The 23,383-nt window shown below is 70.3% G+C and carries 24 protein-coding genes; 14 read left to right on the top strand and 10 right to left on the bottom strand.

Going from position 1 to position 23,383, the window contains the following annotated elements; genetic code table 11:
- Positions 1-18: 18 nt before the first annotated feature.
- On the top strand, positions 19-798 hold the full coding sequence (locus tag ACFU8Q_RS06335) for a hypothetical protein (RefSeq protein WP_384448570.1): 780 nt from the start codon (positions 19-21) through the stop codon (positions 796-798).
- Positions 799-888: 90 nt separating this feature from the next.
- Here ACFU8Q_RS06335 and ACFU8Q_RS06340 read toward each other — a convergent pair whose 3' ends face one another.
- Positions 889-1,410 carry a hypothetical protein gene (locus tag ACFU8Q_RS06340; RefSeq protein WP_384448573.1) on the bottom strand — a complete coding sequence of 174 codons (522 nt, stop codon included), beginning with the start codon at positions 1,408-1,410 and terminating at the stop codon, positions 889-891.
- A 12-nt stretch (positions 1,411-1,422) separates the two neighbouring features.
- Complete coding sequence (locus ACFU8Q_RS06345) at positions 1,423-2,538, bottom strand: magnesium and cobalt transport protein CorA (RefSeq protein WP_384448576.1); 1,116 nt, start codon at positions 2,536-2,538, stop codon at positions 1,423-1,425.
- Between the two features lie 427 nt (positions 2,539-2,965).
- Here ACFU8Q_RS06345 and ACFU8Q_RS06350 point away from each other — a divergent pair, with 427 nt between their 5' ends.
- Entirely contained in the window at positions 2,966-3,550 is a 585-nt protein-coding gene (locus ACFU8Q_RS06350; RefSeq protein WP_384448579.1) for a suppressor of fused domain protein, read from the top strand.
- A 99-nt stretch (positions 3,551-3,649) separates the two neighbouring features.
- On the opposite strand, the gene ACFU8Q_RS06355 is transcribed toward ACFU8Q_RS06350, so the two are convergent.
- Positions 3,650-4,882: an MFS transporter gene (locus tag ACFU8Q_RS06355; RefSeq protein ID WP_384448582.1), complete on the bottom strand. Its 1,233-nt coding sequence runs from the start codon at positions 4,880-4,882 to the stop codon at positions 3,650-3,652.
- 155 nt (positions 4,883-5,037) lie between these two features.
- Between ACFU8Q_RS06355 and ACFU8Q_RS06360 the strand changes: the two genes are divergently transcribed.
- The 3 genes from ACFU8Q_RS06360 (at position 5,038) to ACFU8Q_RS06370 (ending at position 7,535) form a co-directional block, all read left to right on the top strand.
- Positions 5,038-5,676, top strand: coding sequence for a DUF6758 family protein (locus ACFU8Q_RS06360; RefSeq protein ID WP_384448585.1), 639 nt, complete (start codon positions 5,038-5,040; stop codon positions 5,674-5,676).
- 128 nt (positions 5,677-5,804) lie between these two features.
- Positions 5,805-6,671, top strand: coding sequence for a PHP domain-containing protein (locus tag ACFU8Q_RS06365; protein WP_384448587.1), 867 nt, complete (start codon positions 5,805-5,807; stop codon positions 6,669-6,671).
- Positions 6,672-6,929: 258 nt separating this feature from the next.
- Positions 6,930-7,535 (top strand): MarC family protein, encoded by a 606-nt coding sequence (locus ACFU8Q_RS06370; protein WP_384448590.1) that lies wholly within the window; start codon positions 6,930-6,932, stop codon positions 7,533-7,535.
- A 78-nt stretch (positions 7,536-7,613) separates the two neighbouring features.
- Here ACFU8Q_RS06370 and ACFU8Q_RS06375 read toward each other — a convergent pair whose 3' ends face one another.
- Complete coding sequence (locus ACFU8Q_RS06375) at positions 7,614-7,766, bottom strand: hypothetical protein (RefSeq protein ID WP_177328023.1); 153 nt, start codon at positions 7,764-7,766, stop codon at positions 7,614-7,616.
- A gap of 230 nt (positions 7,767-7,996) precedes the next feature.
- Between ACFU8Q_RS06375 and ACFU8Q_RS06380 the strand changes: the two genes are divergently transcribed.
- Positions 7,997-8,884, top strand: coding sequence for an NYN domain-containing protein (locus ACFU8Q_RS06380; RefSeq protein ID WP_384448593.1), 888 nt, complete (start codon positions 7,997-7,999; stop codon positions 8,882-8,884).
- Positions 8,885-8,904: 20 nt separating this feature from the next.
- Here the strand turns inward: ACFU8Q_RS06380 and ACFU8Q_RS06385 are convergent, their stop codons facing one another.
- Both ACFU8Q_RS06385 and ACFU8Q_RS06390 read right to left on the bottom strand, forming a co-directional pair.
- Positions 8,905-9,753 carry an alpha/beta fold hydrolase gene (locus ACFU8Q_RS06385; protein ID WP_384448596.1) on the bottom strand — a complete coding sequence of 283 codons (849 nt, stop codon included), beginning with the start codon at positions 9,751-9,753 and terminating at the stop codon, positions 8,905-8,907.
- 159 nt (positions 9,754-9,912) lie between these two features.
- Positions 9,913-11,799 carry a DEAD/DEAH box helicase gene (locus ACFU8Q_RS06390; protein WP_384448599.1) on the bottom strand — a complete coding sequence of 629 codons (1,887 nt, stop codon included), beginning with the start codon at positions 11,797-11,799 and terminating at the stop codon, positions 9,913-9,915.
- A gap of 475 nt (positions 11,800-12,274) precedes the next feature.
- Between ACFU8Q_RS06390 and ACFU8Q_RS06395 the strand changes: the two genes are divergently transcribed.
- Positions 12,275-13,009 carry a ferritin-like fold-containing protein gene (locus ACFU8Q_RS06395; RefSeq protein WP_384448602.1) on the top strand — a complete coding sequence of 245 codons (735 nt, stop codon included), beginning with the start codon at positions 12,275-12,277 and terminating at the stop codon, positions 13,007-13,009.
- Positions 13,010-13,065: 56 nt separating this feature from the next.
- Here the strand turns inward: ACFU8Q_RS06395 and ACFU8Q_RS06400 are convergent, their stop codons facing one another.
- From ACFU8Q_RS06400 to ACFU8Q_RS06415, 4 genes are all read right to left on the bottom strand, one after another.
- A complete protein-coding gene (locus tag ACFU8Q_RS06400) occupies positions 13,066-13,335 on the bottom strand; it encodes a hypothetical protein (RefSeq protein WP_384448605.1) in 270 nt (89 codons plus the stop codon).
- A 224-nt stretch (positions 13,336-13,559) separates the two neighbouring features.
- On the bottom strand, positions 13,560-13,787 hold the full coding sequence (locus tag ACFU8Q_RS06405) for a DUF3107 domain-containing protein (RefSeq protein WP_218105578.1): 228 nt from the start codon (positions 13,785-13,787) through the stop codon (positions 13,560-13,562).
- Between the two features lie 142 nt (positions 13,788-13,929).
- Positions 13,930-14,571, bottom strand: a complete 642-nt coding sequence (locus tag ACFU8Q_RS06410; RefSeq protein ID WP_384448608.1) for a TetR/AcrR family transcriptional regulator — start codon at positions 14,569-14,571, stop codon at positions 13,930-13,932.
- 168 nt (positions 14,572-14,739) lie between these two features.
- Entirely contained in the window at positions 14,740-14,955 is a 216-nt protein-coding gene (locus ACFU8Q_RS06415) for a hypothetical protein (protein WP_266748386.1), read from the bottom strand.
- Between the two features lie 109 nt (positions 14,956-15,064).
- Between ACFU8Q_RS06415 and ACFU8Q_RS06420 the strand changes: the two genes are divergently transcribed.
- The 7 genes from ACFU8Q_RS06420 (at position 15,065) to ACFU8Q_RS06450 (ending at position 23,270) form a co-directional block, all read left to right on the top strand.
- Positions 15,065-16,027 carry an alpha/beta hydrolase gene (locus ACFU8Q_RS06420; protein WP_384448611.1) on the top strand — a complete coding sequence of 321 codons (963 nt, stop codon included), beginning with the start codon at positions 15,065-15,067 and terminating at the stop codon, positions 16,025-16,027.
- An 8-nt stretch (positions 16,028-16,035) separates the two neighbouring features.
- Complete coding sequence (locus ACFU8Q_RS06425) at positions 16,036-17,310, top strand: DUF3152 domain-containing protein (RefSeq protein ID WP_384448614.1); 1,275 nt, start codon at positions 16,036-16,038, stop codon at positions 17,308-17,310.
- A 167-nt stretch (positions 17,311-17,477) separates the two neighbouring features.
- On the top strand, positions 17,478-17,573 hold the full coding sequence (locus ACFU8Q_RS06430) for an Ms4533A family Cys-rich leader peptide (RefSeq protein ID WP_322110005.1): 96 nt from the start codon (positions 17,478-17,480) through the stop codon (positions 17,571-17,573).
- A 228-nt stretch (positions 17,574-17,801) separates the two neighbouring features.
- Positions 17,802-19,526, top strand: a complete 1,725-nt coding sequence (locus ACFU8Q_RS06435) for an ABC transporter substrate-binding protein (RefSeq protein ID WP_384448616.1) — start codon at positions 17,802-17,804, stop codon at positions 19,524-19,526.
- Between the two features lie 2 nt (positions 19,527-19,528).
- Entirely contained in the window at positions 19,529-20,512 is a 984-nt protein-coding gene (locus ACFU8Q_RS06440; RefSeq protein ID WP_384448619.1) for an ABC transporter permease, read from the top strand.
- Positions 20,509-21,498 carry an ABC transporter permease gene (locus tag ACFU8Q_RS06445; protein WP_384448622.1) on the top strand — a complete coding sequence of 330 codons (990 nt, stop codon included), beginning with the start codon at positions 20,509-20,511 and terminating at the stop codon, positions 21,496-21,498. Before ACFU8Q_RS06440 ends, ACFU8Q_RS06445 begins: the two co-directional genes overlap by 4 nt.
- A complete protein-coding gene (locus ACFU8Q_RS06450) occupies positions 21,495-23,270 on the top strand; it encodes a dipeptide ABC transporter ATP-binding protein (RefSeq protein WP_384448625.1) in 1,776 nt (591 codons plus the stop codon). Before ACFU8Q_RS06445 ends, ACFU8Q_RS06450 begins: the two co-directional genes overlap by 4 nt.
- The last annotated feature ends 113 nt before the right edge of the window (positions 23,271-23,383 follow it).

Below are 23,383 nucleotides of genomic sequence, written 5' to 3' on the forward strand. Positions count from 1 at the left end.
ATGAGAGGCAGTGCGCCCGTGACCTCTTCCGCTCCGCCCGTCCGGATCCGTCGCCGCCGGACCACCCTCGCCGTTGTGCTCTGCGCGGGGCTGACCGCCGCCCTCGCGGCGTGCGGGGGTGAGGATCCGGACCAGGGGACCAACGGCGTCGGCAAGCTCACCGCCACGGAGATCGAGAAGAAGGCGCAGGCCGCCGCGGCATCCGCCGACGCGGTGCGCCTCGCCGGGACGCTGGTCAGCAAGGGCGGCACGTACAAGCTCAATATGCAGCTCAGGGAGAAGGGCGGTACCGGCTCCGTCACCTCGAAGGACAGCACCTTCGAGCTGCTGCGGATCGGTGACGAGCTCTATCTGAAGGCGGACTCCGGGTTCTGGAGCCACGACGAGAAGTCCGGTGAGAAGTCGGGTGCCGACAGCCACGCGGGCGGAGCGGCCGCGGACAAGCTCGAGGACAAGTACGTGAAGGTGCCCGAGGACGACCCCACGTACAAGCAACTGCGCGGCTTCACGGACAAGAAGACCCTGCTCGACGGGCTGCTCGCCCTGCACGGCACCCTCAACAAGGGCGACCGGGAAAAGGTCGGAACGACCCGGACCGTGCAGATCACGGGCGGCAAGGGCGAAGGCGGCACGCTCGACGTCTCGCTGCAGGGCACGCCGTATCCCCTGCGCTTCGCGCGCGGCGGCGGCGGGGGGATCGTGACACTGTCGGACTGGGACAGGGACTTCCCGCTGGAGGCACCGGCGAAGGGCGACACGGTCGACTACGGACAGCAGCTGCCCAAGACATCCTCCTGAGAGCGGCCCGCAGAGCCGCTGCCCGTACGACGGGAGTCGTAGGCGCACCGCGCGTTCCCCGGCGGACCGGGGACGGGCGGGCTCCGCCCCTCAGCCCTTGCGGCCCCGCTTCAGCAGTCGCGGCAGTCCGGCCGGCACCGGTCGGCGCGTGGTCGCGGACGTCGGGAGCGGCGGTGCCGCCAGCGAGCCGTCCGGCAGCTCCGTACGGAACTCGCCGGGGGTCAGCCGCAGCACCCGGCACTCGCGCGCCCACCGCTCCGTCATCTGCTCGGCGTCCGGCGCGTTCAGCCGCTTGCCCTTGAGCTCGGCGACCGCGGCCTCCCACTCCTCGGAGTGCGGCTCGAGCTCCGACACGGTGGCCGTCCAGGCGATCAGCCGGCCCCCCTTGTCCTTGCTGCGCACGGTCACCTCGGCGGCGGACCCGTCGGCGAGACCGGCCGGGAGCGGCTGCTCACCGGGGCCGTCGCCGACCAGATACACCGCACCCTCGTGCCATACGTGCCACAGCGCCCGCGCGGGGCCGGTGCCCCGCACCCAGACGAGGCCGGACTTCTTCGTGGCCTCCTCGACCAGGGCCCGGCCCAGCGGCACATCGGTGGCAGCAGCATTCATGCCTGAACTCTATTAGAGCCAGCCGTTGCGCTTGAGCGTGCGGTGGATGGAGAAGCAGACCGCCCCGATGACGCCCAGCACCATCGGGTAGCCGTACCGCCAGCGCAGCTCGGGCATGTGATCGAAGTTCATGCCGTAGACGCCGCAGATCATCGTCGGTACGGCGACGATGGCCGCCCAGGACGTGATCTTGCGCATGTCCTCGTTCTGCGCGACGGTCGCCTGCGCCAGGTTGGCCTGGAGGATCGAGTTCAGCAGTTCGTCGAAGCCGATGACTTCTTCGTGCACCCGCGCCAGGTGGTCGGCGACGTCACGGAAGTACTTCTGGATGTCGGGGTCGATCAGCCGCATCGGCCGCTCGCTCAGCAGCTGCATCGGCCGCAGCAGCGGTGATACGGCCCGCTTGAACTCCAGGACCTCACGCTTGAGCTGGTAGATCCGGCCCGCGTCCGAGCCGCGCGGGCTGCCCTTCGCGGGAGTGGAGAAGACCTCGATCTCCACCTCGTCGATGTCGTCCTGGACGGCGCCCGCCACCGCGATGTAGCCGTCGACCACATGGTCGGCGATGGAGTGCAGGACCGCGGAGGGCCCCTTGGCCAGCAGCTCGGGGTCGTCCTGCAGCCGGTGCCGCAGCGCACGCAGCGAGCCGTGGCCGCCGTGCCGCACGGTGATGACGAAGTCCCGGCCGGTGAAGCACATCACCTCGCCGGTCTCCACGACCTCGCTGGTCGCGGTGAGTTCGGCGTGCTCGACGTAGTGGATGGTCTTGAAGACGGTGAACAGCGTGTCGTCGTACCGCTCCAGCTTCGGCCGCTGGTGGGCGTGGACGGCGTCCTCGACGGCGAGCGGGTGGAGACCGAACTCCCGGGCGATACCGGCGAATTCCTCCTCGGTCGGCTCGTGCAGGCCGATCCAGGCGAAGCCGCCCTCCTCCCGCACTTCGAGCATCGCCTCGTGCGGCGTGCGGCAGGAGCCGCTCTCCACGCGCCGTCCGTCGCGGTAGACCGCGCAGTCGACGACCGCGCTGGAGGCGGACGGGTCACGGGTGGTGTCGTAACTGTTGTGCAGGGCGTTGCTCTTGCGCAGGGACGGGCGCACGGCGGCGCGCAGGTCGCGGATCATCGACATGGCTGGCTCCTTCACGGAGGGCCGTCGTCGGGCACGTGGAACAGCCCGGAATGGGGACGTGTGCTCACGTCCGCAAAGCGGGCGGCACCGCGGCGGCACGATGACGGCGTTCGCTACAGACAGGCAAATTCGCTACAGACAGGCAAAGGGGGGTGCTCTTCCGCCGTGCGCAATGCCTTGGGCCTTGACCGAGAAGGCTTCAGATCACCGAAGAGAGGTGAGATACGGAAGAGCGGTTGGTACTGCACGGTCGACTTCGATCCATGGCAGCCCCACCTCCTCCAGCCGGTCCCCCGTGGGGGATGACGTGTCGTCGAGACTGAGAGCGACGCTTCTGCGTGCTGCCCCGACCAGCGGCCAAGACTATCAGCCGACTGAGGGCCAATCCTTTACTTTGCCCGTTCCATACGCGTCCTATGCTCGCGGGATGGGAGAAATTCTTGCTCTGGTCGAGGCCCGGCTGCTCACGACCCTCGGTGAACCCGACGCGCGCGCAGCGGTGACGTTCCTCGGGACGGACCGCATCGAGGTGCTCCGCTTCGTCGACGGTGATGTGGTGCGCTACGCCACGCTCGGCATGTCTGCACAGCCGATGGCCGACCCGACCGCGACCCTCGCGGACCCGGTGAAGGGGCCGCGCGCCGAGCTGATCCTCTCCGTGCGCGCCGGACTCGCCGACACCGACAAGGTGCTGCGTCCGCTGGCAGTGCTGGCGGCCTCCCCGCAGGTCGAGGGGGTGATCGTGACCCCCGGCGCCTCGCTGGAGGTGGGCGAACCACTGTGGCCCGGGGCGCCGTTCAGCTCCGTACTGGTTGCCGAGCCGGGCGGACTGGTCGAGGATCTGAAGACGGACGCGCCCATGGAGCCGGTGCGGTTCCTGCCGCTGCTGCCGATGACCCACAACGAGGCCGCCTGGAAGCGGGTCCGGGGCGCGCAGGAGCTCCAGGAGCGGTGGCTGTCGCACGGCACGGATCTGCGTGATCCGCTGCGCGGCTCCGTGAACCTGGACTGAGACGTACGTCACGGCCGGCCGGGGATACGGGAAGCCCCGCCGCGCGGCCAGGAGGGGGAGCCGCGGGCGGGGCGGAACGGGGGAACGCCGGCGCCGTGGTCAGTTGGCGAAGACGGTGACACCGTCCTCGGTGGCGTGCTTCGGCTCCAGCTCCTGCGCCTCGTGGCTCAGCGCCGTACGCCGGATCCAGACGACGACCGCCCCGACCACGGCCGCGATCGCGGCGACCACGAACGGGATGTGGATGTCGCTCCACTCCTCGATCTTCGGAGCGAGGTAGGGGGCGGCGGCAGCGGCGAACCAGCGGACGAAGTTGTAACCCGCGCTCGCCACCGGGCGCGGCGCGTCCGACACCCCGAGCGCCAGCTCCGTGTAGACGGTGTTGTTCATGCCGATGAAGGCGCCGGAGACGATCGTGCAGACGATGGCGGCCGTGTGGTTGCCGTATCCCAGGATCACCAGGTCGGCGGCGAGCAGCACCAGCGAGGCGCCGAGCACCTTCATTGATCCGAAACGCTTCTGCAGCCGCGGGGCGACGAGCACCGAGAAGACCGCGAGCAGCAGACCCCAGGCGAAGAAGACCGCGCCCGACTTGTACGGCGTCATGTTCAGCACGAACGGCGTGAACGCCAGGACCGTGAAGAACGCGTAGTTGTAGAAGAACGCCGAGGTTGCGACGGAGGCCAGGCCCCCGTGGCCGAGTGCCTTGATCGGGTCGAGCAGCGATGTTTTCTTGGCGGGCCTGGGCTGTTCCTTCAGGAACAGCGTGATGCAGATGAAGCCGATCGCCATCAGCGCGGCCGTGCCGAAGAACGGGTAGCGCCAGCTGGCGTCGCCGAGCAGGGCGCCGAGCAGCGGTCCGCAGGCCATGCCGAGGCCGAGCGCGGACTCGTACAGCAGGATCGCCGCCGCGCTGCCGCCGGCCGCCGCACCGACGATCACGGCGAGTGCGGTCGATACGAAGAGCGCGTTGCCCAGACCCCAGCCGGCCCGGAAGCCGACGAGTTCGGCGACGGACGACGAGGTACCGGAGAGCGCGGCGAAGACGACGACGAGCGCGAGGCCGGTCAGCAGCGTCTTACGGCCGCCGATCCGGCTGGACACGAAGCCGGTGACGAGCATCGCGACGGCGGTGATCAGGAAGTACGAGGTGAAGAGCAGCGACACCTGGCTCGGCGTCGCCTCCAGGCCCTTGGCTATGGACGGCAGAATCGGGTCCACCAGGCCGATTCCCATGAACGCGACGACAGAGGCGCCCGCCGTGGCCCAGACGGCCTTCGGCTGGCGCAGGATGCTGCCCGCTCCCTGATCGAACGGATCCTCTCCCTGCATGGGCTTCTCGCTCTCCACTAGATCGTTGTGTTATGCACAGAATAAGTTAGAGGATCTAATGAATGCAAGTTACATCTAAATGCCCAGGTGGGGGCGCGCTGCGTACGGGTGATCGTCCTTGACGCGGCGACGGTCGAGGAGGACCGTTGGTCGCTATGAGGGGCGAACCCAGTTGCCCGAAGTGTGGAGGCCGGGTCAGGGCGCCCGGTCTCTTTGCCGACACCTGGCAGTGCTCCGTGCACGGCAGCGTGCAACCGCTGCAGCCGGCCATCCCACCCAGCGTCGAGGCGCTGGCGGCGGTGGTGCGCCGGGCCGAGGTGCCGGTGTGGATGCCCTGGCCGCTGCCGGTGGGCTGGCTGTTCACCGGTGTGGCGAGCGCGGGTGACGACCGCAGCGGCGGTCGCGCCACCGTCGTGGCCTGCTCCGGTCCCGGTCCGGTCGGCGGCGTCGGCGAGCTGCTGCTTGTCACCGAGGAGCTCGGCGTCGGACTCGGCGCGCGCTACGCGGGCATCGACGGCCCCGACCCCGGCCCGCATCTGGACGTGGACGGCCCGCCGGACGTCAAGATGCTCGCTGCCGGCCGCCCCACCCCGCTCTGGCACGTCAAGGGAGCGCCGGAGGACCGTGCGGTCTTTGCGGGCGAGGCGCGCGGGCTGTGGCTCTGGGCGATCGTCTGGCCCGAGCAGTCCGGACTCCTGATGTACGACGAACTGGTGCTCGCCGATCTGCGCGAGGCCGGGGGAGAGATGGACCTGGTGCCGTGCGGGGCGCTCACCCCGCGCCTGATCAACTGAGACCGAACCGGATCGGCCCGCGTCCGGACCTGGCGCCCGCGGGGCCATCCGGCCCGGCCGGGCGTCGTTCGAATGCCGGTTATCCTGGGACGTCCCCCTGTCCGGCACCGAGCACTGGAGTACGCGTCGTGCGCATCGACCTGCACACCCACTCCACCGCTTCGGACGGCACGGACAGCCCCGCCGAGCTGGTGCGCAACGCCGCGGCCGCGGGCCTCGACGTCGTCGCCCTCACCGATCACGACACCGTGCGCGGTCACGCCGAGGCGATCGCCGCCCTCCCCGAGGGGCTCACCCTCGTCACCGGCGCCGAGCTCTCCTGTCGGATCGACGGTGTGAGCCTGCACATGCTGGCCTACCTCTTCGACCCCGACGAGCCCGAGCTGGCCCGCGAGCGCGAGCTGGTACGGGACGACCGGGTGCCCCGCGCCCGGACGATGGTGGGCAAGCTCCAGGCGCTCGGCGTCCCGATCGAGTGGGAGCGGGTCGCGAGGATCGCCGGGGACGGATCGGTGGGCCGGCCGCACATCGCCGCCGCGCTCGTCGAGCTCGGCGTCGTCGGGTCGGTGTCCGACGCCTTCACGCCCGACTGGCTCGCCAACGGCGGACGCGCGTACGCCGAGAAGCACGAACTCGACCCCTTCGACGCGATCCGGCTGGTCAAGGCCGCCGGCGGCGTCACCGTCTTCGCCCACCCGCTCGCCGTGAAGCGCGGTGAGGTGGTGCCGGAGTCGTCGATCGCGCGGCTCGCCGCCGCGGGCCTCGACGGCATCGAGGTGGACCATATGGACCACGACGAGATGACGAGGGCCAGGCTGCGCGGGCTCGCCCGGGAGCTGGGGCTGCTGACGACCGGGTCCAGCGACTACCACGGGACCCACAAGACCGTCGGGCTCGGCGAGTACACCACCGACCCCGAGATCTACGGCGAGATCACCCGGCGCGCCACGGGAGCCTTCCCGGTGCCGGGCGCCGGTGGATCCCGCCCCGCGTAACGATGACGCAGGCGTAACCACACACGTAACCATGCACGCGTAGGTCCGCGTCGGGGCCGGGGCGTGAGGCCCGGGACCGGCTCGCCCCGCCCCGCCCCGCGGTCGGACGCGTAACGCCACCCATTCATCCGCGTGCCCCGCCTCCCGCGTCCTCAACCTCCACGTTCCACTTCCGCGCACCTGGCCGTCAGGCCGCCGTCATGGCTTCGGGGTGCGCTCCCCCAGGCCGTATCCCGTTCTCTTCTCGCAAGGCTCACTGTGTTCGACGTCGCTGTCTTCGGATCCCTTTTTCTCACGCTTTTTGTGATTATGGATCCGCCCGGGATCACCCCGATCTTCCTCGCCCTCACCGCCGGCCGACCCGCCAAGATGCAGCGCAGGATGGCGCTGCAGGCCGTGGCGGTCGCCTTCGGTGTGATCGCCGTCTTCGGCGTGCTCGGCCAGCAGATCCTCGACTACCTGCATGTCTCCGTACCCGCCCTGATGATCGCGGGCGGACTCCTGCTGCTGCTGATCGCGCTCGATCTGCTCACCGGCAAGACCGACGAGCCGACGCAGACGAAGGACGTCAATGTGGCGCTCGTGCCGCTCGGCATGCCCCTGCTCGCCGGGCCCGGTGCGATCGTGTCGGTGATTCTCGCGGTGCAGCATGCCGACAGTGTGGGAAGCCAGCTCGCGGTCTGGTCGGCGATCGTCGTCATGCACATCGTGCTCTGGCTGGCCATGCGCTACTCGCTGCTGATCATCCGGGTCATCAAGGACGGCGGCGTGGTGCTGGTGACCAGGCTCGCCGGAATGATGCTCTCCGCCATCGCCGTACAGCAGATCATCAACGGCGTCACCCAGGTCATCCAGAACGCCTGAGGCGCCGGCGGACACCACAGCGCCCCCGCACGGAAGACTTCCGTGCGGGGGCGCTTCGTCTTTGAGCGTCGTCGTGCGTTACGAAGCCGAGGTTTCGGCCGGGCGGATATAGATGCGCTGGCCTATGGCTGCGGCCTGCTGCACGATCCGGTTGACGGAGGCGGCGTCCACGACGGTGCTGTCCACGGCGGTACCGTCGACATCGTCGAGTCGCATGATCTCGAAGCGCACAGGGCTTCCCTTCGTCTGATCCTCCTGCTGGAGAACTACTGGGAGGACGGGTGACCCGTCCACAAGGATGAGAGCGCCCGACACCGCTGTCCTGCGCCCCACGAGATGTACAACGGCTTGCCGACTGCAAACATTCCCTACGCTAAGGAAATTTTTTGGATGTCTAAGTATCAGCAGGTCACCGAGCATGCGCCGACGAGGTCCACGATGAGGCTTACGACGAGGCCCGAATGAACGAGGCAGAGATCCACGAGCGCCTGGACCGCACCAACGAGCTGCTCCAGCGCGTGCTCGCCGAGGTGTCGAAGACCCCCTCGACCCATGCGATCTTCGTGGACGCGGGCTATGTGTACGCCGCCGCCGGACTGCTCGTCACCGGCACCGAGGACCGCCGCTCCTTCGACCTCGACGCGGAAGGGCTGATCGAGGCCTTCATCGACAAGGCCCGCACGATCTTCGCGGACAGCAGACTGCTGCGCGTCTACTGGTACGACGGAGCCAGGCGGCGCATCCACACCGTCGAGCAGCAGTCCATCGCCGAACTCCCCGACGTCAAGGTCAGACTCGGCAACCTCAACGCCAACAACCAGCAGAAGGGCGTCGATTCACTGATCCGCACCGACCTCGAATCGCTCGCCCGGCACCGCGCCATCAGCGACGCGGCACTGGTCGGCGGCGACGAGGACCTGGTGTCCGCGGTCGAGGCGGCGCAGGGGTACGGGGCCCGGGTGCACCTGTGGGGCATCGAGGCGGGGGAGGGGCGCAACCAGGCCGAACCGCTGCTCTGGGAGGTCGACAGCCAGCGCACCTTCGACCTGGACTTCTGCCGTCCGTACGTCACCAGACGCCCCGTCACCACGTACGAGGACGACACCCCCGCGCCCTCGCGCGAAGATGTCCGCTTCGTCGGTGCGCAGATCGCCGCGGCCTGGCTGGCCGCCCGGGGCCGGGAGTCCCTCGCCGATCTGCTGCCCGGCCATCCGTACCTGCCGGGCTCGGTCGACCAGGACCTGCTGGTCGAGGCCGAACGGCTGTTGCAGCACTCGCTGCGCGGCCACGCGCATCTGCGGCGGGCCCTGCGCGACGGCTTCTGGCAGCACCTCCAGTCGCAGTACTGAGCCTGCTCGCCGCCTGTCGGCTACAGGCTGTTCCAGAAGCCGACGAGCGCGGCCGCCGTCTCCTCGGGGCGGTCCGTGTTGGGGGAGTGCTCGGCGCCCGCGATCCGGGTACGGCGCGCGCCCAGCCGTTGTGCCATCTCGTCGAGGAGCGGTACCGGCCAGGTGTCGTCGCGCTCGCCGGAGAGCACATGGACGGGCAGTGGTACGGCGGCGAGTTCGGCCACCCGGTCCGGCTCGGTCGCCAACTGGCGGCCGGTGGCGATCAGCTGGGCGGGCCGGTGGCGCAGCCAGCGTCGGCGCAGGGCCTCGCCGTCGGTCGCCGCATCCTCGGGCGGGTCGAGCGCGCGCATCGCCTCCCACACCTCGGCCATGGTCAGCGCCGTGAGCGCATCGCTGAGCACCTTCACCTTGAGCTGCTGGGCCTCGGCGACCTCGGCGGGTCCGGACGACATGAGGGTCAGTGAACGGAACGGCGCGGCGTCGAGCAGCACGGCGGCGCGGGCGATCTGCCCGCCGAGCGAGTGCCCGACCAGATGCACGGTGCCGTCGTCGGGGGCGCCGAGAGCGGCGGCCTGCGCAAGCACGTCACGGGCCAACTCGCCCTGTGCGTAAGTCTCCTGACGGTCCGTCCCGTCCGTCTCGTACTGCCCGCGACCGTCCACGGCGACGGTGCGGTACCCGGCCGCCGAGAGTGGTTCGAGGAGTGCGATGAAGTCCTCCTTGCTGCCCGTGTACCCGGGCAGCAGAAGGGCGGTGCCACGCGACACGGTGCTCGGCGAGGCGTCCAGTACGGCGAAGTCCCCGCGCGCGGTGCGGAGCTGGCGGGCGTGGGCGCAGGGGGGCGGGGTGAAGGTGTGCGGCCGACTCATGGGACGAGGTTATGCCGTGAAACGCCGGATGGGCTCGAGGATGCCCTCAAGCCCATCCGGCGAAATCAAGCTCCTGGGTGTCTCCCCATGCCATTGAAACTGTGGGGAGGACGAGGAGCGGGTCCGGGGCGGAGCCCCGGCTCAACCGGCGTCGCGCACTCAGCCCTCGGTCCTGGCGGCAGTCGCTCGCGGCGCCCGCCGCCTCCGCGGCTTCGCCTCGCCCTCGGCGGCCGGGGCCTGCGCCACGGTCTCCGTCTTCGGCTTGGCGGCCGCACGGGTGCGGCGGCGCGGCTTGGTCTCCGGGGTGGGCTCGGAGATCGGCGCGATCTGGAAGTCGACCTCGTCCTCGACCGGCTTGATGACGCGGGCGCGGCGACGCGGCTTCGTCACCGTCTTCGTCTCGGGCACCGGGTCGGCGATGGGGGCGATCTGGAAGTCGACCTCCTCCGCCACCGGCTTCACCACGGCGGTCCGGGCGCGGCGGCGGCGCGGCTTGACCTCGGTCGCGGGCTCGGCCTCGACCTCGGCCTCGACCTCGGCCTCGACCTCGGCCTCGGCCTTGACCTCGGTCTTCGTCGCGACGGCGGCGGCCGGAGCCTCCACCGTGCTCACCGCGGCCTCCGCCGCGACGTCCGCGGCGCCGACGCGGGTGCGGCGACGACGGCGCGGCGTACGCGGCTCCGACGCAGCGTCCTCGGCCACCTCGGTGGACGGTGCGGGGACCGTGGCGGTGGTCTCGACGGCGGAGAGGGCGGAGCCGCCCCGCGTACGACGGCGCTGACGCGGCGTCCGCGGCGCACGCTCCTCGCGGACGGCGGGCGCCGACGACGCGGCGGACTTGCGGCCGCGGCCGCCCGTCTCGCCGAGGTCCTCGACCTCCTCGGCGCGCAGGCCCGCACGGGTCCGCTCGGCACGCGGCAGGACACCCTTGGTGCCGGCCGGGATGTCGAGCTCCTCGAAGAGGTGCGGCGACGTGGAGTACGTCTCGACCGGGTCGTTGAACTTCAGGTCGAGCGCCTTGTTGATGAGCTGCCAGCGCGGGATGTCGTCCCAGTCGACCAGCGTGATCGCGATGCCCTTGGCACCGGCGCGGCCGGTCCGGCCGATGCGGTGGAGGTACGTCTTCTCGTCCTCCGGGGACTGATAGTTGATGACGTGGGTCACACCCTCGACATCGATACCGCGGGCCGCGACGTCGGTACAGACCAGCACGTCCACCTTGCCGTTGCGGAACGCGCGCAGCGCCTGCTCACGCGCGCCCTGGCCCAGGTCGCCGTGGACCGCGCCGGACGCGAAACCGCGCTTCTCCAGCTGCTCGGCGATGTCGGCGGCCGTGCGCTTCGTACGGCAGAAGATCATCGCGAGTCCGCGGCCGTTGGCCTGCAGTATGCGGGAGACCATCTCGGGCTTGTCCATCGAGTGGGCCCGGAAGACGTGCTGCGAGATGTTCGCTACGGTCGCGCCCTCACCGTCGGGCGAGGTGGCGCGGATGTGCGTCGGCTGCGACATGTAGCGGCGCGCGAGGCCGATGACGGCGCCCGGCATGGTCGCCGAGAACAGCATCGTCTGGCGCTTCGAGGGAAGCATGGTGATGATCTTCTCGACATCGGGCAGGAAGCCCAGGTCGAGCATCTCGTCGGCCTCGTCGAGCACGAGCGAGCGGACGTGCGAGAGGTCGAGCTTGCGCTGTCCGGCCAGGTCGAGCAGGCGGCCCGGGGTGCCGACGATCACATCGACGCCCTTCTTCAGGGCCTCGACCTGCGGCTCGTACGCGCGGCCGCCGTAGATGGCGAGAACGCGGACGTTACGCACCTTGCCGGCGGTCAGCAGGTCGTTGGTGACCTGCTGACAGAGCTCGCGGGTGGGGACGACGACCAGCGCCTGCGGCGCCTCGGTCAGCTGCTCGGGCTCGGCCCGGCCCGCCTCGACGTCCGCGGGGACGGTGACGCGCTCCAGCAGCGGAAGACCGAAACCGAGCGTCTTGCCGGTACCGGTCTTGGCCTGTCCGATCACGTCGGAGCCGGAGAGTGCGACGGGGAGCGTCATCTCCTGGATGGGGAACGGGGACACAATGCCGACGGCCTCAAGGGCCTCGGCCGTCTCGGGAAGAATCCCGAGGTCTCGGAACGTAGTCAGGGTGCTGCCTCTTCTGTGAGACGCGGTCCGAGGCGAACGCTGGGGGTCGTACCGTGCCGGGGTTGGTCATCCGGCCGTGGATGGGCCGGGTGGCGCGGGACCACTGCCGTCGCTCGAGCGCTCGTGCCGCTGAGGGGGCCCCTCATCTGCGGTCGTACGTGGCGTACGCCTCGCGTGGAGGGCTGTCGGGTCGGAGCCGATCGGGCCACCGACCGGGCATCCTCATTCAATTTCGCGCTACCGATACATCCAAAATACTCAGTAGCCGCAATACCACTGTACCCCGGATTCGCGCATGTGTGTTGGGCGAATTCGTCGGAACGGTGTGGGGTCACTGACTGACCAGGCCCTTCCGCGCCCTGCCCGGCGGGCTATTCTGCGCTTCATGGAGACGCCTGACAACGCCAATGAAACCCCCGTACTCACCGGAATCGCCGCCCAGGACTGGGCCACCGCATCCGTGGAGCCGCAGTACCGGGCAGCAGTCGTGGACCTGCTGGGAGCACTCGCGTACGGGGAGCTGGCGGCTTTCGAGCGGCTCGCCGAGGACGCGAAACTCGCGCCGACGCTGGCCGACAAGGCGGAGCTGGCAAAGATGGCCTCCGCCGAATTCCATCACTTCGAGCGGCTGACGGACCGGCTGACCGCGATCGATGTGGAGCCGACGGGCGCGATGGAGCCGTTCGCCAAGGCGCTCGACGACTTCCACCGCCAGACCGCGCCGTCCGACTGGCTGGAGGGCCTGGTCAAGGCGTACGTGGGCGACTCGATCGCCAGTGACTTCTACCGCGAGGTCGCCGCCCGGCTCGACTCGGACACCCGCTCCCTCGTCCTCGCCGTGCTCGACGACACCGGACACGGCAACTTCGCCGTGGAGAAGGTGCGCGCGGCGATCGAGGCCGACCCGCGGGTCGGTGGCCGGCTCGCGCTGTGGGCGCGGCGGCTGATGGGCGAGGCGCTCTCGCAGGCCCAGCGGGTGGTGGCCGACCGCGACGCGCTGTCGACGATGCTCGTCGGGGGTGTGGCGGACGGGTTCGACCTGGCGGAGGTCGGGCGGATGTTCTCGCGGATCACCGAGGCGCACACCAAGCGGATGGCCGCGCTCGGACTGGCGGCGTAGCCGCTACACCCGGCCCGTCCGGTTGTCCCGTCCTCACGGGCGGGCCCCGGACGGTCTCAGGCCGCTGCTGAGCGGCTCAGGTGGTGGCTGCGGGGGCGGACCAGCAACGAGAGCGTCACGGCGCCGATCAGCGCCGCGCCGATCAGCGTGGCCACGAGGTGGCCGGGGCCCAGCACCGAATGCATGAGAAAAGCGCCGAACAGGGCTCCCAGAGCGCCGGTGGTGAGGACGGCACGGCGGGACGGAAGCCGGTCCGGCAGCGAGCGGAGCGCCACCCAGGCAAGGGCGAGTCCGAGTACGACGGAGCCGAGAGGTTCCAAGATCACAGATGATCACCTCGCGTGTTGCGGGGCGGGTGGATCGGTCGTTAGCGGTACTACCCGAGGGGTGCGGCACGCAACCCTCCCCGGACAGGGTTCGCACAGGAATCGCCCGCCCGACGCAAACCCGCCGGACGAAAACGGCCGACGGAACCCACCGCAAAATGGAAAGCGGCCCGGTGGGGGTTCCCACCGGGCCGCTCGCACGACCACTGCGTCGAGCGTGTCGCCTACAGCGCGCCGAAGCCCACGCGCCGCGTGCTGGGCTCGCCGATCTCCACGTACGCGATCCGGTCGGCCGGCACCAGGACCTTACGGCCCTTCTCGTCCGTGAGGCTGAGCAGCTGCGCCTTACCGGTGAGCGCCTCGGCGACCGTGCTCTCGACCTCTTCGGCGGAAAGCCCGCTCTCCAGAACGATCTCCCGGGGCGTGTGCTGCACCCCGATCTTGACCTCCACGGCTATGTCCCTCCGACGGTCAGTCCCTGCGCGGTGAACCGCGCCGTACGCAGCACACATTAGCCCGCTGAGGGGAGCCGCCAAGGGCCGGTGGGCAACGCCCGCAGCGAACACGGGCGGCGGGCGCGCCCGGCCGGCACCGTCAGTGCTGATCGAAGCCGTGCAGCGGGAAGCCCGCGATACCCCGCCAGGCCAGTGAGGTGAGCAGCTGCACAGCCGTGTCGCGCGGGATCGCGGACCGACTGGAGAGCCAGTAGCGGGCGACGACCTGGGAGACACCGCCCAGACCCACCGCCAGCAGCATGGACTCGTCCTTGGACAGTCCCGTGTCACCGGCGATGACGTCGGAGATCGCCTCTGCGCACTGCAGCGAGACCCGGTCGACGCGCTCGCGCACCGCCGGCTCGTTGGTCAGGTCCGACTCGAAGACCAGCCGGAAGGCGCCGCCCTCGTCCTCGACGTACGCGAAGTACGCGTCCATCGTCGCGGCGACGCGCAGCTTGTTGTCGGTCGTCGACGCCAGTGCCGTACGGACCGCCTGGAGCAGCGACTCGCAGTGCTGGTCGAGCAGGGCCAGATAGAGCTCCAGCTTGCCCGGGAAGTGCTGATAGAGCACCGGCTTGCTGACCCCGGCGCGTTCCGCGATGTCGTCCATCGCGGCGGAGTGGTACCCCTGCGCCACGAATACTTCCTGCGCGGCGCCCAGCAGCTGGTTGCGTCGGGCGCGGCGAGGCAGTCGAGTGCCTCGCGGGCGCGCCGCCTCGGTCTGCTCGATGGCTGTCACGCCGCCTCCCAAATTTGTGATCCGACACAGCTTTCACGTGCACGCTGCGCCACACAGCCATCGTACTTTCGGGTAACCCGGGTACGCGCGGCGCGGACGCAGAATTTCACGGACCGGACGACTGCGGTAGCCACAGATTCGTCGACCAGTGGGGCAAAGTGGGTCGTACTAGCGGTAATCGTCTTCATCCTGTGTGACAACACGAGCCTGCTCGGCCGCATCCGCCACATTGGCACGGTCACGGTCGATGTGCGTGAGCGGTTCGTCGCGCCGCTGCTGGAGATCGGTCCGCTGCTCGGCGGCGTCCGCCCGGGGTGTCTCCTCGTCCGGTTCGTCCGGCTGGACGTCCTCGAAGGTCTCCGGGTCGCTGGGGTCGACCGACATGGTGACTCCCTTCCTTGCTTCGAGCCTAGGAGCTAGCCCCTCAAGCCGCTATGCGATCTGTGACCGCGAACACATGAACCGCGGTGTGATCGTCTCGTAACATTGCCGCATGTCTTCGACCGAGCTGCCGGGAGTCCGCGCCGCCGCCGCAGTGGCTCCGACGGTGAGCACCATCGGGGCCACGGAGGGGGAGGAGCTGCGCTCCGTCGCGCTGCCCGGGCTGACGCTGACCGTCCGTTCCCGGCCGTCGGAGCGCACCGGGCTGCCGCCCGCGCTCTACGTCCACGGGCTCGGCGGCTCCTCGCGGAACTGGTCGGCGCTGATGCCGTTGCTCCAGAACGTGGTGGACGGCGAGGCGGTCGACCTGCCCGGTTTCGGTGATTCGCCGCCGCCCGACGACGGCAACTACTCGGTCACCGGCCACGCGCGCGCCGTGATCCGGTTCCTCGACGCGGCGGAGCGCGGGCCCGTCCATCTGTTCGGCAATTCGCTGGGCGGTGCCGTGGCCACCCGGGTCGCCGCGGTCCGCCCCGACCTGGTGAGCACCCTCACCCTCATCTCACCCGCGCTCCCCGAGATCCGGGTGCAGCGGACGGCCGCACCGACCGCACTGCTCGCCGTTCCGGGCGTCGCGTCGCTGTTCGCCCGGATGACCAGGGACTGGACCGCTCAGGAGCGCACACGCGGTGTCATGGCACTCTGTTACGGCGATCCGGCGCGCGTCTCCGAGTCCGGCTTCCGCGAAGCGGTGGCCGAAATGGAGCACCGGCTGGAACTGCCGTACTTCTGGGACGCGATGGCCCGCTCGGCACGTGGCATCGTCGATGCGTACACGCTCGGCGGTCAGCACGGACTGTGGCGCCAGGCCGAGCGGGTGCTCGCACCGACCCAGCTCGTGTACGGCGGACGGGACCAGCTCGTCTCGTACCGGATGGCACGCAGGGCGTCCGCGGCGTTCCGTGACTCGCGGCTGCTGACGCTGCCCGACGCGGGGCACGTGGCGATGATGGAGTACCCGGAGGTGGTCGCCCAGGCGTTCCGGGAACTGCTCGACGAACGCGGCAGGAGCTGATCCGGGGCGTGGGACGACATAGCCGAAAAGGCCCCGAACCCGCGGGCCCCGATATCGAGGCCGCTCTCGCGAACGAGGGCGGCGGTCGTGAGAGCGTCCACCCGGGGCCCGGCAGCGGGCGGCGCCGGCGGGTGGCCGACGTACCGGCCGGGGCCGACGGGCACACCCCGTTCCAGCAGATCGGCCACGTCCGCGGTGGCCACCCCGAGCAGCGTGAGCCCGGCGGCGGCTGGGGGACCGGGCCGCAGCAGGCGGTGCCCCGGCGTCAACCACCGGTCGGCACCCGGCCGCTGATACCCGGTCCGCGGCACGAGTTCGTCGAGGCGTTCGACTCTCCACCCGCTCCGCCCGCGCCTCGTGGGCCCGTCGTCCCGCCGGCCCGGCCGGCCGACCCGCACAGCTCGGTCGGCGAGTGGGCCGAGCAGCCGCCGCGCGTCGGCGCCGCCGCGCCGACTCCCACCGAGACCGGCCGGGACGGCAAGGGAACCCGGGGCCGTACGTTCACGGGCATAGCGGCCGCCGCGGTGACGACCGTGCTCGCGGTGGTCGTGGCCGGGCAGGTCGCCCACGACAGCGGCGGGACCAGCGCCGCACAGCCCACGGGCGTCGACCGGGACGGCGTCGACGGCACCTCCCGCTCGGACGGCCGGCCGACCCCGAAGTCGGCGCAGGCCAAGCCCCTTTCGTACGCGGAGAAGATGGCCAAGGCCTACCCGCTCTCCCCTCGACTGCACGGCTCCGGAAAGTTCGAGGCGGTTCCGGGGACGGTGAAGGCCCCGGGCAAGGGGCACAAGTACCGCTACCGGATCGATGTGGAGAAGGGTCTCGGCCTCGACGCCGCGCTCTTCGCCCGGGCCGTCCAGGACACGCTCAACGACGACCGCAGCTGGGCGCACGACGGTGCCATGACGTTCGAGCGGATCTCCTCCGGCGACCCCGATTTCGTGATCACCCTGGCCAGTCCCGGGACCACCGGCGACTGGTGCAAGAAGTCGGGTCTGGACACGACCGAGGACAACGTCTCGTGCGACTCCGCGGCGACCGAGCGCGTGATGATCAACGCCTACCGCTGGGCGCAGGGGTCGTCTACGTTCGGCCCGGACGAACTCTTCGCCTACCGCCAGATGCTGATCAACCATGAGGTCGGTCACCGGCTGGGTCACAACCATGTGAGTTGCCGCACGCCGGGAGCGCTCGCTCCGGTGATGCAGCAGCAGACGAAGTCCCTGGACATCGACGGAATCAAGTGCCGGCCCAACGCCTGGGTGTATCCAGGAAGTTGAATCGAAAAGGGCCGGGCCGGGGGCGTGCCGGGCCGTCTCGTCGATCGAGCCGGGCTCCGCCGTCACCTGCCGACCGGTGCGTCCACACCCGGATGGCTGTCCGCATATTGAGATGGTTGTCTCATTCCGCGTTGACATCCCCTGGGGGGTGATCCATATTTCTCGGCATGTCACGCAGCCCCGTCACCCCCGAACGCGCCGCCATAGAGCTGGCGCTCATCGGCGTGACCGGGCACAGCGTCGCCGACATCCACTGTTGCTGACGCCTGCCCGAGCGCGCGTCGGCCCTCTGCCCGAGCCCTGAAACGGCCCGGACAACCATGCACGACTGCCGCGCCTGGGCGCACTCCGTCCGCAGGCGCGACAGTCTCAGTGTTCCGGTCATCTCTTCCATGTGCCGACCGGTTGTGTGCACTCGCTCTCGTTGCTGCCTGCACGGAGATTCCCTCCGTTTCTTTTCTTCAGGCAGTACTCCGAGAGGTCACCTTCCGATGCGTCATCCGTCCGTCATATCGCGCCGCGTGGCAGCGGCCACCGCAGTACTCGTCGTTGCCGCGGCTGCCGCGGCCTGCGGGCCCAAGGACAGCAAGGACAGCGACGGCAACTCCGGCGCGGCGGGCACGCCCCGGAAGGGCGGCACACTCACCGTCCTCAACAGCAAGCCGCAGGAGGACTTCGACCCCGCACGGCTCTACACCTCCGGCGGCGGCAACGTCCCGTCCCTCGTCTTCCGTACGCTCACCACCCGCAACCGGGAGGACGGCGCGGCCGGCGCGAAGGTCGTCCCCGACCTGGCGACCGACCTGGGCACACCCAGCAAGAACGCCACCGTGTGGACGTACACCCTCAAGGACGGCCTGAAGTACGAGGACGGCACCGCGATCACGAGCGCCGACATCAAGTACGGCATCGAGCGCTCCTTCGCCGCCGAACTCTCCGGCGGCGCGCCCTACCTGCGTGACTGGCTGATCGGCGGGGCCGACTACCAGGGCCCGTACAAGGACAAGAAGGGCCTCGACTCGATCGAGACGCCCGACGCGAAGACGATCGTCTTCCACCTCGACAAGCCGGAGGGTGAATTCCCCTTCCTGGCCACACAGACGCAGACGACCCCGGTGCCGAAGGCCAAGGACACCGGCACCAAGTACGAGGAGCACCCGATCTCCTCGGGTCCGTACAAGGTCGTCAAGAACGAGGGTGACGGCGAGCGCCTCGTCCTGGAGCGCAACCCGCACTGGTCGGCCGCCACCGACGAGGAGCGCAAGGCCTACCCCGACCGGATCGACGTGCGCTCCGGGCTCGACTCCGCCGTCATCAACCAGCGCCTGTCCGCCTCGCAGGGCGCCGACGCGGCCGCCGTCACCACCGACACCAACCTGGGCCCCGCCGAGCTCGCCAAGGTCACCGGCGACAAGAAGCTCGCCGCCCGCGTCGGCACCGGCCACTTCGGTTACACCAACTACATCGCCTTCAACCCGAAGGTGAAGCCGTTCGACAACCCGAAGGTGCGCCGGGCGATCTCGTACGCCGTCGACCGCTCCTCCGTGGTCAACGCGGCCGGCGGCTCCTCGCTCGCCGAACCCGCCACCACCTTCCTGCCCGACCAGAAGGCCTTCGGGTACACCCCGTACGACCACTTCCCGGCCGGGAAGTCCGGCAACGCGGCCAAGGCCAAGGAACTGCTGAAGGAGGCCGGCTACCCCAAGGGGCTGACCGTCACCCTCACGCACTCCAACGACAAGGACTTCGCGACGAGCCCGGAGATCGCCACCGCGCTCCAGGAGGCGCTGAAGAAGGCCGGCATCACCGTCAAGCTCCGGGGCCTGGAGAGCAACGACTATTCCGACACGGTCTACAACGTGAAGAGCGAGCCCGGCTTCTTCCTCGGCGGCTGGGGTGCCGACTGGCCGTCCGGCGGGCCCTTCTTCGCACCGATCTTCGACGGACGTCAGATCGTCAAGTCCGGCTACAACTTCAACTCCGGCCAGCTGAACGACCCCGCGGTCAACAAGGAGATCGACGAGATCAACAAGCTGACCGACCTGAGCGCCGCCGCGAAGCGCTGGGGCGCGCTCGACAAGAAGGTCGGTGAGCAGGCCCTGACCGTGCCGCTGTTCCACCCGGTCTACAAGCGTCTGTACGGCGAGTCCGTCAAGAACATCGTGATCAGCGACTGGACCGGTGTGCTCGACATCTCCCAGGTCGCGGTCAAGTAACCATGGCCGAAGCACTACTGATCGAGGAGGCGGGGACCGCCACGGTCCCCGCCTCCGCGGGCCATCCGTTCTGGCGGCGGCTGCGCGCCCGGCGCGCGGCGCTCGTGGCGGCCGCCGTCGTCGCCCTGCTGGTCCTCATCGCGCTCGCGGCGCCGCTGCTGGCGGGCATCGAGGGCCAGGACCCCACCACGTACCACCCCGAACTCGTCGACTCCGCCACCGGCGGGGTGCCGCTCGGCTCCTTCGGCGGGATCAGCGCCGAACACTGGCTCGGCGTCGAACCGCTCACCGGCCGCGACCTGTTCGCGCGGGTGGTCCACGGGGCACGGGTCTCGCTCGGCGTCGCGCTCGCCGCCACCCTGCTCCAGGTGATCACCGGGGTCGGCATCGGCCTCGCGGCCGGGCTCGGCAACCGCTTCGTCGACCAGGCGCTCAGCCGGGTCACCGATGTCGTGGTCGCGCTGCCGGTCATGGTGATCGCGCTCGGCGCGCTCGCCGTCGTACCCACGAGCTTCCCGCGCCCCGTCCTGATCGCAGTGATCATCGGCCTGGTCGGCTGGTCCGGCATCTCGAAGATCGTGCGCGCCCAGACCCTCGCGCTGAAATCGCTCGACCATGTCTCCGCGGCCCGGCTGAGCGGCTGGGGTTCCTGGCAGATCGCCCGCCGCGAACTGCTGCCCGCACTGGCCGCGCCCGTCATCACGTACGCCGTGCTGCTCTTCCCCTCCAACATCGTCGTCGAAGCGGCGCTGTCGTTCCTCGGCGTCGGCATCAAGCCGCCCACGCCGTCCTGGGGGCAGATGCTCAGCGACGCCGACACCTGGTACCAGGCGGCGCCCACCTATCTGCTGATCCCCGCCCTGCTGCTCTTCGTCACCGTGCTGGCGCTGACCGTCCTCGGTGAGGGCGTACGCACCGCACTCGACCCGCGCGCCGCATCCCGGCTGCGGATCGGCACCGGCCGCAAGAAGGAGGCAGACGCATGAGGTGGTTCCTGCTCAGGCGCCTCGGCGGGGCGCTCTTCGTGCTGCTCGCGCTCAGCATCGTCGTCTACGCGGCCTTCTACGTCGCCCCCGGCAACGTCGCGCAGATCGCCTGCGGTCCGCGCTGCTCGCCCGCACAGGTGGCACAGGTCAGCGAACAGCTGCACCTGGGCGACCCGTTGTACACGCAGTACGCGCACTTCCTCCAGGGGCTCTTCGTCGGCCGCGACTACTCGACCGGCACCGGGGTGCTGCACTGCCAGGCCCCCTGCCTGGGACTCTCGTACCAGAGCGACCAGCAGGTCACCGAGCTGATCCTGGCCAAGCTCCCGGCCACCGCCTCACTCGCCCTCGGCGCCTTCGTGCTGTGGACGCTGCTCGGTGTCGGCACCGGGCTGCTCTCGGTGTGGCGGCGCGGCCGGCTGACCGAGCGCGTGCTCACCGGGATCACGCTGGCCGGCATGGCCACCCCGGTCTTCGTCATCGGACTGCTGCTGATCATCATCCTGGTCACGGCGCTCCAGATCCTGCCGTTCCCGGATTACGTGCCCCTCACCGAGGACCCGGAACAGTGGGCGTGGAACCTGCTGCTGCCGTGGATCTCGCTGGCGCTGGTGTCCGCGGCCCCGTACGCCCGGATGACCCGGGCCTCGATGCTGGAGACGCTGGCCGAGGACCATGTGCGCACCTTCAGGGCGTACGGGGTCAGTGAGCGGGCGCTCGTCGGGCGGCACGCGCTGCGCGGTGCGCTGGCGCCGGTGATCGCGCTCGGCGCACTGGACATCGGCTCGATGTTCGGCGGAGCCGTACTCACCGAATCACTCTTCGGGATTCCGGGGGTCGGCCGCGAACTCGTCGACGCCGTGAAGCACGTGGACCTTCCGGTGGTCGTCGGTCTGGTGCTCGTCACCGGGTTCGTCGTCGTCCTTGCCAATGCCGTCGCGGACGTACTCCAGGCGATGGCCGACCGACGGGTGGTACTGGCATGAGCCTGGTCGAAGTCTCCGATCTCTCGATCTCGTTCGGCGACGTGCGGGCGGTGGAGAAGCTGTCGTTCTCGCTGGAGGCCGGTGGCGCGCTGGGCGTGGTGGGTGAGTCCGGTTCCGGCAAGAGCGCGTCGGCGTACGCCCTGCTCGGACTGCACCGGGGGACCGGGGCGCGGGTCGGCGGCTCGATCCGGGTCGCCGGGGTGGACGTGAACGCGGCGGACGACGCGGAACTGCGGGCGCTGCGGGGTGCGAAGGCCGCGATGGTGTTCCAGGACCCGCTGTCGTCGCTGGACCCGTACTACGCGGTGGGCGACCAGATCGCCCAGGTGTACCGGGTCCACAACCGGGCCTCCCGGCGGGTGGCGCGGGCCCGGGCCGTCGAGGTGCTGGACCGGGTCGGGATTCCCGACGCGGTACGGCGTTCCCGGTCCCGGCCGCACGAGTTCTCCGGCGGGATGCGGCAGCGGGCGCTGATCGCGATGGCCCTCGCCTGCGAGCCGAAGCTCCTGATCGCCGACGAGCCGACGACCGCCCTGGACGTCACCGTCCAGGCCCAGATCCTGGACCTGCTGCACCATCTGCGGCACGAGACGGGCATGGGGCTGCTGCTGGTCACGCACGACGTGGGCGTGGCGGCCGAATCGGTCGACGAGGTGCTGGTGATGCAGTCGGGACGGGCGGTGGAACGGGGGCCGGTGGGCGAGGTGCTCGTGGCGCCGCGCGAGCCGTACACGCGGGCGCTGCTGGCGGCGGTGCCGCGCATCTCGGCCCGCACGGCGGCCTCGGACGGGGAGCCGGCAGCGGCAGTGGGCGGGACGTCCGTCGAGGGCGCGGCCGGGGTGTCCATCGAGGGCGCGACCGGGGCGCCCGCCCGTGACGCGGCTCGGGACGGGAGTGAGCGGCTGGTCGAGGGCGCGGCTCGGGACGGGAGTGAGCGGCTGGTCGAGGGCGCGGCTCGGGACGGGAGTGAGCGGCTGGTCGAGGGCGCGGCTCACGGCGGGAGTGAGCCGCTCGTCGAAGCCGCCGACGTCCGGCAGGTGTTCGGCCGGGGCAAGTCCGCCCTCGTGGCCGTCGACGGTGTCTCCCTCACCGTCCGCCGCGGCGAAACGCTCGGCATCGTCGGCGAGAGCGGCAGCGGCAAGACCACCCTCGGGCGGATGCTTGTCGGACTGCTGGAGCCCACCTCCGGGCGGCTCACCCGCCGGGCCCGGGTACAGATGGTCTTCCAGGACCCCGTCTCCTCCCTCAACCCGCGCCGCACGATCGGCGAGTCGGTGGCCGACCCGCTGCGGGCGTCCGGGGAGCGCGACGAGGCCGTGATCCGGGCACGGGTACGGGATCTGCTGAAGCGGGTCGGGCTCGATTCCGAGCAGTACGACCGCTACCCGCACGAGTTCAGCGGCGGACAGCGCCAGCGCGTCGGGATCGCCCGCGCGCTGGCAGCCGAGCCGGAACTGATCGTCTGCGACGAGGCCGTCTCCGCGCTCGACGTCACGACCCAGGCCCAGGTAACCGCCCTGCTGGCGCAGTTGCAGCGGGAACTGGGGCTGGCCCTGGTCTTCATCGCGCACGATCTCGCCGTCGTACGGCAGGTCAGCGACCGGGTCGCCGTCATGCGACAGGGCCGGATCGTCGAGGAGGGCGAGGTGGACCAGGTGTACGGCGACCCCCAGGACCCGTACACCAAGCAGCTCCTGGCGGCCGTACCCGCGCTCGATCCGGCGCTCGCGGCGGTACGCCGCGCAACCCGCAAGGAGCTGACTGCGGCCTGACCCTGTGTGATCGAACGCCCCCATAGCGCGACAGAACGCTGTCGTGGTGGGAAAGTTACGACGGTTCACCCCTTTCGGTGGTGCGACGGACAACCGTCCGTCGCGCCACCGGC

The sequence above is a fragment of the Streptomyces sp. NPDC057543 genome, from assembly GCF_042801895.1.
In the GTDB taxonomy this organism is placed as follows: domain Bacteria; phylum Actinomycetota; class Actinomycetes; order Streptomycetales; family Streptomycetaceae; genus Streptomyces.